Consider the following 13,260-nt stretch of genomic DNA (forward strand, 5'->3'; position numbering starts at 1 on the left):
TAGTTATATACAAATTCAAAGCATTTGCACATCTGCATATCCGCACATCTGCACATTATTCCCCCTTCAGGGGCTTAAGGGGTTTTAGTTTCCGGCACCAACCCATAAAAAGGTTTCAATCCGCCAAGGTCAATTAATATCCTGTCCAAAATCACGCCCGGGTCTATCATATAAATATGCAGTACATGCTTGCCCGCGCTTAAGGATGGGATTTTAACCGAGCGGACTGCCGAATTACTCAGCACATTTTGTTTCCATTCCTCGCTGCGGCCTACGGTTTTAAAGTTTAACACGGTAGCCGGGCCGTCATCCACACTTACGGCATAACGCATTTCAAAGTTCTTGTTCAGCGGATATGTTGGGATAGTGTAGATTTTAACTTCGGCAGGTGCCGCGTTTGTGGTATAGAAATTATAGGATACCGATGCCCTGCCCTTCACATCGCTGTTATCTTTATACGATGAGGTCGGGCTTAAAGGCAATGCCTCCAGCGATTGTTCAGTAGTGCCGAAGCCGGTTTTTTCTGCCCAATAGTTATCGCCTTTCTTTTGATTATCCTGGTAGTGTTTAGCGTAAATAGAGATATAGCCGTTGTTTGCTATAAAGCCATTGTAACCTTTTAATCCGGGCGGCGTTTTATTGGCCTTAACGGCGATAGTGAAACTCTTGTTTCCGCTATGTATGGTAATACTTCCGTCTGATACATTACCGGCAGGGGTTTTGGCCCAATCCATATCTACCCATAAACGGTGCTGGCTGTTATTTCCTTTCGGCGAAAGCGCGCCTGCTACTGCCGAAACTTTGATCCAATCTGCCGATGTTTTAACGGTATAATTAACAGTAGTATCCTTCGATAAAAACACATCGATAAAATGCTTTTGTGCTGATGCCTGGTTAAACGCGGGTAATGCCGGTTTTGCATCGGTTTCAGCGCCTTCAGGTAAGGCCCGCCAGGTTGCCGACTGCTTAGTCGGCTCGTATTTTAACTCAGGTAACTGGTAAACCGGCAGGTTACGGGGGCTCATAGACATGATATTGGCCCATTTGCCTGATGATAGTTCCGTATTGTAATATCTGGTTTCTTTGACGATTTGGTTATAAGCATCTTTGGATAAACCGGCATAGTTAAGCGCACTTAAGCGGCCTTGTTGTGCGTATAAATAAGCCTTATCGCGATACAGAAACTTCTTGTTCATCTGCGACGAAGCCACTACCGGGTAATAAACCAATTGATAAAAGCAATCTTGCTTGTCCTTAGCAATGGTTGACCTTAAAGCTTTGACTGATTGCTCCAGCTTGTTATAAGCATCAATACGCTGCTGGGCCTGGTCGTTATAGTTATCATGATTATAAGCGGTATATTTTACCTGCGTTGTGGGTTCGGTTTGGCTCCAGCCCATAAACTCGGGCTTGCGCTCAAAAGCCAGCTGGTAGTATTTCCATATTACATCGGCGGTTTCGGCGGCGCCTTTGCTGCCCAAATTATCAACTATCCAGTTCTTCAAGTGGGTCTTAGGGTAATTGCTATCATTAAACGGTTGGATACGATAGGCCATATCCATAAATAGTTGGATATTGTATTCGGCCGGTTTAATGTCGCCTACGTTAAGCACCCATAAATTGCGGGCCTGCATATCATAAGCCTTGGTCATTTCCTCGCGCATTAAACCCGGACTGGTTGTGCTCAGCCATATATAATCGTGCGGGCGGCCCCAGTACGATGCATGGTAATACACGCCCGCCCCACCAGGCCGCAGGCTTTCTTTCTGATCGTTCAGTCGCTGGATATAGCCGTAATTATCATCAGGCCAAACCAGGGTAACATCATCTGGTAATTTTAGCCCGCCATCGTAAACGTCCAAAACTTCTTTATAGGCGGTAAAAACCTGCGGCACTTTGGTAATATCGGGGTTTACATATTTTTTCAGCATCTCGCGCTGATTGCCGAAGATGCGCTCCACCAGTGGCACGGTTTCCTTAATGGTTTTTACACCTTCAATGCCGCTATCATGCACACCGCGCATGCCAATGGTATATTGTCCGTTAATATGACTGCTCTCTTTCACGCGCGATTCCCAGTACTCGTCCACCTTTTGCTGGTTGGTGATATAGTTAAATGCGCCCATGGTTTTCTCGTTCCACTCGCTCACATTATTACGCAGCATAGGTTCGGCATGCGATGAGCCGATAACGATCTGGTAATCCTCGGCCACTTTGATGTTGCCGGGGTAATGATAAAAAGCTTTGGTGCTGGGGTGCATGGCCGGCCATATTAAATTGGCTTTCAGGCGCAGCAATAATTCAAATACTTTGGCGTAGGTTTTTGGGCCGATATCCCCGGTTTCTGGTTCCAGTGTTTTGGCGGCCCAGGGTTGCAGGCCCCAATCCTCGTCGTTAATAAAAATCCCGCGGAACTTTACCGATGGCGGTTCAGATGTATAAGTATCAATATTTAATGAGATCGTTTTCTTTAATTCGGGATTTGCATCCGCCCACCAATACCAGGGCGTAACGCCTATACGGGCCGAAATATCAAACACACCGTAGGCGGCGCCCCTTACATCGCTGCCGGCAATGATCAGCGCGTTGCTGATGTTTTTAAAAGGGCGCGTTATCACTTTTAAACTGTAGCATTCCCATTTGCCGTTTAGCTGATCAAAGTATTTATCATTTAGCGAAGCGATTAATTTAGATTGAATGGTGCCGATAATAATGACATTCCCCCTGGCTTTAGCCAGATCCGAAAAAACCGCGGGCAAATATCCCGACACCCGTTTAATATCCTGCGCCAGTAAATGGGCAGCTATCGAATCCAGTTTTTTATCATCAGAGGCGTAAACTATGCTCACCTTTGTTTGCGGGGTAACAATAGGGAAAGCGACCGCTTTAGCCTCGGCCATGCCCGAAACAAGCACCAAAACAACAGCGGCAAAAAGCGTTTTGCAGGTATTAATTGTAACAGTTACAGTACTGTGTTTGGATAAACGGCCGCAATGGAATAAGTTTGATAGGCGCATAATTGGTTATGTTTTGAAACGGGTATCCTTGCCGGGATGCTGGTTTATAAACGAATTTAAAAGTATAAAATTTAAACGATGAATAACATTAATATAGGATGGATCGGGATAGGTAACATGGGGGTACCGATGGTGAAGAATTTGGTAAAAGCAGGTTTCGCGGTTACGGTTTATAATCGTACTATAGCAAAAGCCGAGGCTTTGCAGCAGCAGATAGGTACAAGCATAGCCCATAGCCCGGCAGAATTGGTAGCCGGTTCAGACGTTATCATTACCATGCTATCAGACGACGCGGCCGTAACCAAAGTTTATACTGGCGCTGATGGGATCCTGTCGGCCGATCCGGGTAAAGATCTGTTGGCGATAGATATGAGCACCGTATCGCCCGAAACCACAAAAATACTGGCAGGGTTGTGTAAAGATAAAGGCATCGGCTACCTGGATGCACCGGTATCGGGCAGTGTTAAGCCTGCCGAAGATGCCCAGCTGATTATTATGGCGGGTGGCGAGCAGGATGATTTTGACCGCGCGCAACCCATTTTCAATGCTTTAGGTAAAGCATCAATGCTGTTGGGGGATAACGGCGCGGGTAATAATGCTAAGCTGGCTATTAACCTGTTTTTGGCTATCACCGTACAGGGCTTTACCGAGGCCATATTATTTGCCAGGCAGAATGGTATCGCTACCGAACAATTCCTGGATATTGTAAACAACGGCGCGGTGGGCAGCGGTATCACCAAACTAAAATCGGCAGCTATTTTGGCGGATAATTATAAAGCGGCATTTGCACTGAAGCATCTGGCTAAAGACCTGCGCCTGGCACAACAGCAGGGCCTGCACTTACCCGCCGGCGCGGCTGTACTAAACACCTATCAGCAGGCAGAAGCAGCAGGCTTGGGCAACGAGGATATGATCGCTATTATTAAACAATTAAAAAATCTGTAAAATTCATATACATCATGAACCCACTTACGCCATTCCACATTGCTATCCCGGTTTACGATCTGGAAGAATCGCGACGGTTTTACCGCGAGGTACTGGGCTGCAGCGAAGGCCGGAGCGATACACACTGGACAGATTTTAACCTGTACGGACACCAGTTGGTGGTGCATTATCAACCACGACCCGCTAATGCCCCCGCGCATCACCACAATCCGGTTGACGGGCATGATGTGCCTATCCCACATTACGGCGTGGTGCTTACCTGGGAATTATGGCACGAGCTGGAAACCAAGCTAAAAGCGCTGAACATTCTATTTGTGATTGAACCCGGCATCCGTTTTAAAGGTAAACCCGGCGAGCAGGCTACGATGTTCTTTTTAGACCCATCGGGCAACGCGCTGGAGTTTAAAGCTTTTAGGGATATGGGGCAGCTATTTGCGGTTTAGCAAATTGGCAAAATCGTAAGCAGCACACAACCCTTGTCAATTTTTTGCGGTATTAGGTAATAAAGAAGTTTCTTTTGCCTGACGGATCCCAGCATGTTGCCACAAATTATTGAAGCCGAACAGCGTCTTGACGCCCTGCTCCCCGCAAAGAGGTTAGAGCAGCGTCCGGATGCCAGCATATTAAGGGCGGCATCCGCGTGGTCAAAGTTGGTATGGTTGGCGGCAGAGCAGATGGGGCCAATGCCATTGACCAGTGAACAGATAAGCCACGGATTACAATTAGCGCAAAGCCCCGTTTTTATTTGCGGAGTGCATCGCAGCGGCACTACACTGGTGAGGGATTTGCTGGACGGGCACCCGCAGCTTTCTGTTTTACCATCCGAAGGCACTTTTTACACCAATCAGGAAGCGAAACTTAAATATCTGCCCGAAAACGAATGGGCCTTGTGCCTGGGTACCGAATGGCTGCGCCGGCTGGCTAATCCTATTAATCAGCCACCCTACTGGCTGCTGGGGCGCAGTACCGGGGATGGCTCTCCTTATATTGATTTTGCACGCTATGTAATGGCCTGGTGGCAGATGGTTAAGCATACGCCCGGCACACAATGGCCGCATACCGCTATTGTGCTCGCTTACGCATCGTGTACGGATGGGCCAGGGGCAAATTACTGGGTAGATAAAACACCAACCAACGAACGTTTCTTAACCCGGATATGGCAGGAAATGCCACAGGCAAAAATGATACAGGTGATACGCGAACCGGTTGCTACTATGGCCTCACGTAAAACCATGGAACCTACCATTAGCCTGACCGGCGCTTTACGCGATTTGAAAACGTCATACAACATCGCCATTCAGCAGGCCAAATTAAACGATAGCCGCTATTTGCTGGTGCGTTACGAGGAGCTTTGCCTTGATCCGGGAAAGATCACCATGCAAATAGCCGCGTTCCTGGGCATTGAAAATTCGGAGATCTTAAAACGGGCCACTGTTGCCGGCACATCCGCGAAAGCGAATAGTTCATTTAATAAAAACCCGGCATCCGGACAGGTATTAAAGGCCGATGAACACGCCGGGCAGGAAGTGATCGGCATGGCCGGGAGGCGGCAAATAGCGGCCAGTGTTGGTCGCCTGGCTAAACAGCTCAACTATCCATTACCACAGGTAGGCGCCTTTAAATCCATGCTGCTGCGGATAAAGTATCGGTTTAAAATATAATATCGTAAAATGCGGCAGAAGCACCGGCAGAAAGGCTTTTACAATATATCCTGCAGACGCTGTAATGTTGGGCTAATTCCTAAACACATTTTCCTTCACCATAAACAATGGCAGTGAACCATGATCTAAAATACGGTTGTGAAATTCGCGGAGGGCAAACTTGCGGCCCGGCTTTTTACTCCACTCGGCCCGCCATTGCATCATCTGGCCTGCGCCGTATTTATAGGTGATGCATTGTGCCGGCCAGCGTTTTACCCGGGCTATTTCGCGCAGGGCAATATCATCCTGGTTTTTGATGTTCTTCTTCCAAAAGGCCAGCGCCTGCTCGTCGGTCCAGCCGTTATAGTTCAGGCCAATATCCATGGGTACCCGCACCGAGCGCACCAGATCCCACTCCCATTTACCCAATTCGGCATAAGGGGTTTGGTAAACACCCAGCAACTGCCCCAGTTCTTCGGTATAAGCTGCCCAGCCCTCGGCAAAGCCGATGTAAAAGAAAAGCCGCTGTACGGCTGATTTTTTCACCGCGGCGTCAATGGAACTTTGGTAATGATGACCCGGCACAGCTTCGTGAATAAATAACCATTGAAATTGCCGCCGGTTATAAGGTTTATCAAACAGGTTATAGTAAAAAGTATTACTATCGTAATAGCCGGGTGTTTGCGCAAGGGCTTCCCTTGCACCTTTTTCAATTTTTAAAGCGGGGATATGATGGTTGCTAAATACACGGGATAAGTTGCTGTAAATAACGCTTCTTACCTGTTCAAATGAATCCTGCACGGCTTTGGGGTCGGTAATAAAAAATTCCGGATCGTTCAGGTGTTTGTAAAAGGCGTCTTCGCTTAAGCCGGTTTGATTGCGCATATCCGCTATATGCTGTTGTACCCTTTTCACCTCGCTTAAACCAAATTGATAGATCTGATCGGGGGTACATCTGCACTTAACCATTTTTTTAACAGGTAGGCATACCACGCCTTTCCATTCGGGATAGTATAAATTCCGGCTGCGGATATCTCTGCCGGTTTGCTGGCGGCCCATTGCTTTTCTAAAGCCAGCCGCTCCAGGTTCATCCCGGTTTCATAGGTTATCAGTTCGTAATCTTGCTTTTGGGTCGGGTTTAGCCGGGTGGTATCGTAAGCTTTAATCCCGGTTTTAACCGATTCAAAAAAACGCGCCTGCTTTTCAATGTCGGCTGCCGATTTGATGTTTTTCAATCCGTCCACATAACTCATTTCCAGGTCGGGGATGTGTAATTCCTGATACCCGCTCACAAATTTACCGGCAAACTGATCGAATGTTGGCTGCTGCTTAAACCCAGTTAAGGGGAGCAAGCAAACGGATAAGGCGACAAAAAAAGGCTTCATATATTTTAGAATGAATAATCAGGCTGGTTGTTACAGGATGATAAAGCTAAATAACAATTTAAGTATTAAAGAACCTCGGAGAGGTTAAAGCTTTGCAGAAACAAATAAAAGGAGTCGCTATGCTCCGCAGGTGCAGAACCCTGTTTGTTGAGTACCTACGGCACTCTACCATGGGATTGGCTTTTTCTACAAAGCTTTTTGCATCTATGGTGCAATGATTTCCCTTAATTTAATAACATTTAGGGTGTTAAAATTATTAAGCTATACGAAGTCAGGAGAAGCAGTAAGCCTTACGACGGTTATCCATCGTAAGGCTGTTTTATCACTGTCAGATCTTAGTTTCTTGGCGGGGCTGTTGTAGCCGGTTTTGCGGGCGCCGGGTTAGGCTGGGGCGGCGGCGTTACAGTTATCGGCAGCGCGGTTGGTGTCCGCTTTATCCGGATGTTCAATTCATCTATGGGCATGGTAAGCATACGGCCAATAGGTTGCTTACCGCGATAAGTAATTACCTTTAGCAATTTGGCATCCTTCGGCGCTATCAGCGGGGCGGTATATTTAGGATAAAACCTGTCGGGCTGTGAGTTATCAAAGCTGTAGTAAATATCCAGGGGCACTTCGGTGCTCAGGTCAATACGCAACTCGTTATTAGGCGCTATGGATGGCGCGAACGCGGGGTCGTAAACGCCGGGCGAATATTTGATCTCGGCCTCATCCAGGCGGGCAAAATGCTTTTCAACCCTCCCAAAAAAATCAGGCCAGTTTTTGGTGCCCTTAGCGCTCCAAACCGATTCGGCAATGGCCATACCACGCGGCCAAACCATGTATTCGGCCTGGCGGAAATTGTAAACCTGCTCTGTCCACAGGTTACCTTGCGCGCCTTTTACCAGTTTAGCATCAACACCATCGGGTACAGGCTCAAACTGGTAACATTTGTTCAGGCGCAGCGAGGCGTATACCCGCGGCTCGGTTATCCTATCCGCTTGCATATAATCCAGGTAACACCATTCGGTTGGGGTCATCACCACATCGTGGCCCATTTTGGCGGCTTCAATACCGCCTTTTAAGCTGCGCCAGCTCATTACAGCCGCGTTTGGTGCCAGGCCGCCTTCCAAAATCTCGTCCCAACCCATAAACTTTTTGCCTTTCGATTCCACGATCTTTTCCACCCGTCTTTCAAAATAGGCCTGCACTTCTTTATAATCTTTCAGGGTATCCCGTACCATCAGGGCTTTTACTTCGGCACTTTGGGCCCAAAAGTTTTTGGCGCATTCATCGCCTCCCATGTGTATGTAAGGGAAGGGGAAAAGCTGCGCCACCTCTGTCAAAACCTTATCTAAAAATTCATAGGTTTTTTCGCTGGCAGGGTTCAGGGTATTATCTACCAGGGCAGTATTTCCTGTGCTGGCCCAGTTCATGATTTTCTCGCCCGAGCGTACGTGATACTGATCGGCCCCCGCGGTAGCCGATAGTTCGGGATAAGATGCGATGGCTGCTAAACTATGGCCGGGCACATCAATTTCCGGCATAATATTTACATAACGCGCTTTGGCATAAGCCACCAGCTCACGAATATCGTCCTGGGTAAAAAAGCCGCCGTAGTTGCGTGGCTCATCGGGTGTTGGCGGAATAAAGGTACCAAAGTCGCCTACTTTTTTTACATTCCAGGCACCCACCTCTGTTAAGCGGGGCAGGCTTTTAATTTCAATCCGCCAGCCTTCATCGTCGGTTAAATGCAGGTGCAGCAGGTTAAATTTATAGCGCACCATATCATCAACAAAATGCTTAACCTCGGCTTTGGTAAAAAAGTGGCGGGAAACATCAAACATTAACCCGCGCCAGGCAAAGCGGGGATAATCGGTGATCTGCACAGCAGGGAGCGTCCATTTTACACCACTAACCTTATCAACACTTTCAATTTGTTTAGGCAGCAATTGCAGCATGGTTTGCACACCATAAAATAACCCCTCGGGTTTGTTAGCCTTAATGGTGACACCCTTTGTGGTAACGGTTAAGTTATAGCCTTCATCGCCTATTAAAGGGTCGGCTTTGGTATTAATGGCCAGTTTAATAGCCGCCGGTATTACCGATGCCTGTGTGGTTATAGCAAAGATCCCTACGGTGTTAAACCGGCCTACCAGGTAATCTGTCACCGGCTTTGTGCCTGTGCCCGTAACCGCGATACTTACATTTTTATGCAGCGTAAAGGTGCCGGTATGTTTAATGATCTTTACCGGTTTGGGGATAATGGCAACCGCGGGATCTGCCTGGCCAAAGCCGGTTACCCATAATAAACAACAGCAAAAAAGCAGGGATAATTTTTTCATGGAGGAAGAAGATCAATTAGTATACCAGTTTTACCCGGCCGTAATGCGCATGTAACTACAAGCGGTTATTATCAATATTTACCAAAGCCTTTTTCAGGGTGAACACCACGTAGGCACGGTTGCGGTTTACCAGGGCTTCCAGGTTACTGATCAGGTTTTCTTCCTGGCCTTCGGTGTATTGCAACTGCTGGTCGGTTAGGTGGTTGTATTTACGCTGTAATTTTATTTTAACGCGCGGCCAGTCTTTATTACTGATGCTGATCTCTGCCATAATATTCTATTTTGGAAGCAAAAATAAGCTATTTTATTTAACCACAAAGCGCATAAAAGATCATCCGGCTGCCCGTTAATCTAAATAATTTTGTTGTCTTTCAGCTTTTGGCAAGACTATTGCAACTGTCCTGATACAATAAATGGTCGTAAATAGAGTTTTTAAGACCAAATATTAACCACATCTGTAAAACAATGAAAAAGTATGTATTAAGTATAGCAATGCTGATGGCGGTAGCCATCGGGGCTAAAGCACAATTCTCGCTGGGTGTAAAAGGCGGGGTGAATTTCTCTAAGATCAATACCGATAATCTGAATGAATCGACCACCACTGGCTACCAGGCTGGTTTATTTGCACGCTTAGGCAGTGGCTTATACCTGCAGCCCGAGCTTTACTTAGGCAGCCGCGGCGGTAAGTTTGAAACCACAAACAACAATTTTAGCGGCGATGTAAAGTTTACTACGTTAAACGTTCCCCTGTTATTAGGTGGCCGGGTATTGGGTACCGATAAGCTTAACCTGCGCGTAATGGCCGGGCCAATCTTCTCGTACAATATTGATAAGAAACAAAGCTTTGCCGATAACTTTAACGGCGCTTATAACGATTTTGGCGATTACAAGAAAAGCACCCTGGGCTATCAGGCCGGCGCCGGTGTTGATATTGGCGCAATTACCGCTGATTTACGCTACGAGGGCAACCTGACCAAAATTAACGACAATTACGGCCAAAGGCCAAGCCTGTGGGCACTAAGCGTTGGCTTTAAGATTTTCTAAACAGTGATAAGCTCAAACACAAAAAAGCCTCCTGATAGATAATATCAGGAGGCTTTTTTGTATGCTTAATATGATTATTTCAGCGTAAAGTTCACTTTGCCCATGGTATAACCATCAGCATAAAAAATTACGGTATATACACCTTTTTGAAACGGCGGCGTAGTTGGGCTCACCCAATCCATTGTAAAAGTACCGCCATCATCTTTATAATCAATAGATGTTTTTGTGGTGTTTTGTAATTCTTGTCCGTCGGCACTAAAGGTTATGGTTTCGTTAGTGGTGATCAGGTTGCCAGTTGGGTCAAGTATGCGGAAATAAATATCATGCGATGCCTTTGCCGCTACCGGGTTACTGGCTACCGTAAAGTTGATCTTTATTTTTTTGGCGCTGCCGGCTTTGGTTACGTCAACCTCTTTGCCGCTGCCGCGTACTTTATATGCGGTAACAGAGGCGGCGCCCAGTTTAAGCGCCGAAGCAGCCTGAACTTTTGTGTTCAGCTCTTCGTTTTGTTTTTCAAGGGTGGTGGCTTTTTCGCTAACAGTAGCCAGGTTGGTTTTTAGGGTATCCCTCTCGGAGGCTAAGGTAGTGTTTTGTTTTTTCAACTCTTCAATGTCGGCTGTGTACTTGGTTACAAAGTAGCGCAGCTGTTTTACATCTTCCTGGGCTTTGCTTAACTCGGCTTCGGTTAGCTTACCCTTGGCCAGTTCAGACCGCAGAACCCTGATCTTTACCTTAAGCGAATCGTTAGCGGCCTGCATAGCTGCCGTCATGCGGGCTTTGCCCGAGTTAACCTGATCTATTTGTGCTTCAAGGCTATCCAGTTCGGTTTGCAAGCGTGTTTTTTCGTCGGATGTACTGGCTACCCTAACGTCTGATTTGCTTTTTTGCATGTACAGATAAACATCGGTAGCCAATAAAGCGATAACAACAACTATTAAAAAATAAACAACATTTGAATTCTTTCTTGGAGCTTGTGTTGGTTGGTTTTCCATTTCTATCAATTTAAGTTCAAAAAAAATAGCATATCGCATGCCTGTTTAAAACAGATGTTTTTTAAAACACCCACAGTCTTATAAAGTGTTTTTTAACAGATATGTTTGCCCGGATGATGTATAATTCGGCTATAACGTATCGCTAAAAATAGGCACATTAAGTTTAAAAACAGAAAATACTTGTAATTATTGCCCGTTATACTCATATTAAACTGGTGCAGTTTATATCTTTGCAACCTTTAAATAGTAACCAATGGCCACATACAGATCTTTTTTTTTGTTCATTATTACCTTCTGTACCAGCCTTGTGCTGCATGCCCAACCGATAGCCCCCGCTTCGGAAACCGGCCCGCCTAAACGCGAGTTTCGTGGCGCCTGGGTAGCAACTGTAGCTAATATCGATTGGCCAAGCACCCAGCGCTTATCGGCCCCGCAACAAAAAAAGGAGCTAACCGATATCTTAAATTTCGACCAGCAAACAGGCATTAATGCCATTATGTTTCAGGTGCGCCCGGCGGCCGATGCCTTTTATTTTAAAAGCCACGAACCATGGTCTAAATGGCTGACCGGCAAGCAAGGCCAGGCGCCCGATCCGGTTTATGATCCATTGGAATTTGCCATCATAGAAGCCCACAAGCGCGGCATCGAACTGCACGCCTGGTTTAACCCCTACCGCGCCACGCTCGACGGCAACTTCGCGGCTTTAAGTCCCCAGCACATTACCCGGATAAGGCCCGAGTGGTTTTTTATATACGGCGGGATAAAGCTGTTTAACCCCGGGATCCCCGAAGTGCGCGATTATATCGTAGATGTGATCCTGAACGTGGTTGATAATTATGATATCGACGGCGTACACATGGACGATTATTTTTATCCCTACCGCATAGCCGGCCAGAAAATAAACGATGCCGAGGCTTACAAAAAGTACGGCGCCGATTTCCCCAATATCGACGATTGGCGCCGCAATAATGTAGATCTGCTGATAAAAGCGCTGAACGATAGCATCCACAAGCATAAGCCCAATATGAAATTCGGGATCAGCCCCATGGGGATCTGGGCCAACAAAAGCCAAAATCCCGAAGGCTCGAACACCCATGGCGGCGACTCGTTCTACGAGCTATATGCCGACTCGCGCAAGTGGATAAAAGAAGGCTGGGTTGATTATATCAATCCTCAATTGTACTGGACCTTTAAATACCGCCTGGCCGCCTTTGAAACGCTGCTGGATTGGTGGAGCGAAAATACTTACGGTCGCCATCTATATATAGGCCAGGCCGCCTACCGCATTAACGAGGCCGGTTCGCCGGGATTTAAATTACCATCGCAAATCCCCGACCAGATCAAATACCTGCGCAGTAACCCGCGTGTACAGGGCAGTATCTATTTCAGCCAAAAATCCCTGATCAATAATCCGCTGGGCTTTGCCGATTCATTGCGGACAACTTATTATAACCACCCGGCACTGCCACCGGTAATGCTTTGGCTCGATTCTATCCCGCCTAACCAGCCGCAGCAATTATTAGCAACGGCCTTACCCGGAAAGGTAACCTTAAAATGGACCGCCCCCCTGCCTGCAAGAGATAAGGAAGCGGTTTACGGTTATGTGATATACCGCTTTGAAGGTGATGAAAAGGTAGATGTTAACCGCCCCGAAAATATCCTGAGCATCCGCTACAATGCCGATCAGGTAGCCGAAGACCGTACTGCTCAAAAGGGCAGGAAGTATATTTATGTAGTCACCGCTATCGACCGGATTAAAAACGAAAGCGAGCATAGCGAGCCGGTAACGGTGGTGGGGAAATAACCCCCTAACTCCCTAAAGGGGAAATAATATGCAAGTGTGCGGATATGCACATGTGCGAATGAGAATGCCTGTTCTCATTCATTGCCGTTGGCTTCAGCCAACGGATGCC

At 46.9% G+C, this 13,260-nt stretch carries 11 protein-coding genes; 5 read left to right on the top strand and 6 right to left on the bottom strand.

The genetic code is table 11. From position 1 onward, the window contains the following. Positions 1-74: 74 nt before the first annotated feature. On the bottom strand, positions 75-3,017 hold the full coding sequence (locus AC07M6_RS06515) for a glycosyl hydrolase 115 family protein (protein ID WP_494888161.1): 2,943 nt from the start codon (positions 3,015-3,017) through the stop codon (positions 75-77). 78 nt (positions 3,018-3,095) lie between these two features. On the opposite strand from AC07M6_RS06515, the gene AC07M6_RS06520 reads away from it, so the two are divergent. From AC07M6_RS06520 to AC07M6_RS06530, 3 genes are all read left to right on the top strand, one after another. Then, positions 3,096-3,962: an NAD(P)-dependent oxidoreductase gene (locus AC07M6_RS06520; RefSeq protein ID WP_494888162.1), complete on the top strand. Its 867-nt coding sequence runs from the start codon at positions 3,096-3,098 to the stop codon at positions 3,960-3,962. A gap of 14 nt (positions 3,963-3,976) precedes the next feature. Then, positions 3,977-4,405 (top strand): VOC family protein, encoded by a 429-nt coding sequence (locus AC07M6_RS06525; RefSeq protein ID WP_494888163.1) that lies wholly within the window; start codon positions 3,977-3,979, stop codon positions 4,403-4,405. Between the two features lie 93 nt (positions 4,406-4,498). Then, positions 4,499-5,623: a sulfotransferase family protein gene (locus AC07M6_RS06530; protein WP_494888164.1), complete on the top strand. Its 1,125-nt coding sequence runs from the start codon at positions 4,499-4,501 to the stop codon at positions 5,621-5,623. 72 nt (positions 5,624-5,695) lie between these two features. Here AC07M6_RS06530 and AC07M6_RS06535 read toward each other — a convergent pair whose 3' ends face one another. The 4 genes from AC07M6_RS06535 to AC07M6_RS06550 all read right to left on the bottom strand — a co-directional run bounded on the left by AC07M6_RS06535 (position 5,696) and on the right by AC07M6_RS06550 (position 9,582). Continuing rightward, positions 5,696-6,571, bottom strand: a complete 876-nt coding sequence (locus AC07M6_RS06535) for a DUF885 domain-containing protein (RefSeq protein ID WP_494888165.1) — start codon at positions 6,569-6,571, stop codon at positions 5,696-5,698. Next, a complete protein-coding gene (locus tag AC07M6_RS06540; RefSeq protein WP_494888167.1) occupies positions 6,523-6,987 on the bottom strand; it encodes a hypothetical protein in 465 nt (154 codons plus the stop codon). The genes AC07M6_RS06535 and AC07M6_RS06540 overlap by 49 nt, the downstream gene beginning before the upstream one ends. A gap of 335 nt (positions 6,988-7,322) precedes the next feature. Beyond that, positions 7,323-9,311: a beta-N-acetylhexosaminidase gene (locus AC07M6_RS06545; RefSeq protein ID WP_494888169.1), complete on the bottom strand. Its 1,989-nt coding sequence runs from the start codon at positions 9,309-9,311 to the stop codon at positions 7,323-7,325. Positions 9,312-9,366: 55 nt separating this feature from the next. Further along, positions 9,367-9,582, bottom strand: a complete 216-nt coding sequence (locus tag AC07M6_RS06550; protein ID WP_494888171.1) for a hypothetical protein — start codon at positions 9,580-9,582, stop codon at positions 9,367-9,369. A 194-nt stretch (positions 9,583-9,776) separates the two neighbouring features. Here AC07M6_RS06550 and AC07M6_RS06555 point away from each other — a divergent pair, with 194 nt between their 5' ends. Then, complete coding sequence (locus tag AC07M6_RS06555) at positions 9,777-10,355, top strand: porin family protein (protein ID WP_494888172.1); 579 nt, start codon at positions 9,777-9,779, stop codon at positions 10,353-10,355. A gap of 74 nt (positions 10,356-10,429) precedes the next feature. Here AC07M6_RS06555 and AC07M6_RS06560 read toward each other — a convergent pair whose 3' ends face one another. Then, positions 10,430-11,347 (bottom strand): DUF8428 domain-containing protein, encoded by a 918-nt coding sequence (locus tag AC07M6_RS06560; RefSeq protein WP_494888173.1) that lies wholly within the window; start codon positions 11,345-11,347, stop codon positions 10,430-10,432. Positions 11,348-11,600: 253 nt separating this feature from the next. On the opposite strand from AC07M6_RS06560, the gene AC07M6_RS06565 reads away from it, so the two are divergent. Next, positions 11,601-13,151: a glycoside hydrolase family 10-like protein gene (locus AC07M6_RS06565; RefSeq protein ID WP_494888175.1), complete on the top strand. Its 1,551-nt coding sequence runs from the start codon at positions 11,601-11,603 to the stop codon at positions 13,149-13,151. The last annotated feature ends 109 nt before the right edge of the window (positions 13,152-13,260 follow it).

Source organism: Mucilaginibacter sp. GW821-FHT07H05, assembly GCF_059418485.1.

Excerpts from the sequence above, each read along its gene's own strand:
- AC07M6_RS06515 (WP_494888161.1), bottom strand. The coding sequence starts at position 3,017 with ATGCGCCTATCAAACTTATTCCATTGCGGCCGTTTATCCAAACACAGT.
- AC07M6_RS06520 (WP_494888162.1), top strand. The coding sequence starts at position 3,096 with ATGAATAACATTAATATAGGATGGATCGGGATAGGTAACATGGGGGTA.
- AC07M6_RS06525 (WP_494888163.1), top strand. The coding sequence starts at position 3,977 with ATGAACCCACTTACGCCATTCCACATTGCTATCCCGGTTTACGATCTG.
- AC07M6_RS06530 (WP_494888164.1), top strand. The coding sequence starts at position 4,499 with ATGTTGCCACAAATTATTGAAGCCGAACAGCGTCTTGACGCCCTGCTC.
- AC07M6_RS06535 (WP_494888165.1), bottom strand. The coding sequence starts at position 6,571 with ATGGTTAAGTGCAGATGTACCCCCGATCAGATCTATCAATTTGGTTTA.
- AC07M6_RS06540 (WP_494888167.1), bottom strand. The coding sequence starts at position 6,987 with ATGAAGCCTTTTTTTGTCGCCTTATCCGTTTGCTTGCTCCCCTTAACT.
- AC07M6_RS06545 (WP_494888169.1), bottom strand. The coding sequence starts at position 9,311 with ATGAAAAAATTATCCCTGCTTTTTTGCTGTTGTTTATTATGGGTAACC.
- AC07M6_RS06550 (WP_494888171.1), bottom strand. The coding sequence starts at position 9,582 with ATGGCAGAGATCAGCATCAGTAATAAAGACTGGCCGCGCGTTAAAATA.
- AC07M6_RS06555 (WP_494888172.1), top strand. The coding sequence starts at position 9,777 with ATGAAAAAGTATGTATTAAGTATAGCAATGCTGATGGCGGTAGCCATC.
- AC07M6_RS06560 (WP_494888173.1), bottom strand. The coding sequence starts at position 11,347 with ATGGAAAACCAACCAACACAAGCTCCAAGAAAGAATTCAAATGTTGTT.
- AC07M6_RS06565 (WP_494888175.1), top strand. The coding sequence starts at position 11,601 with ATGGCCACATACAGATCTTTTTTTTTGTTCATTATTACCTTCTGTACC.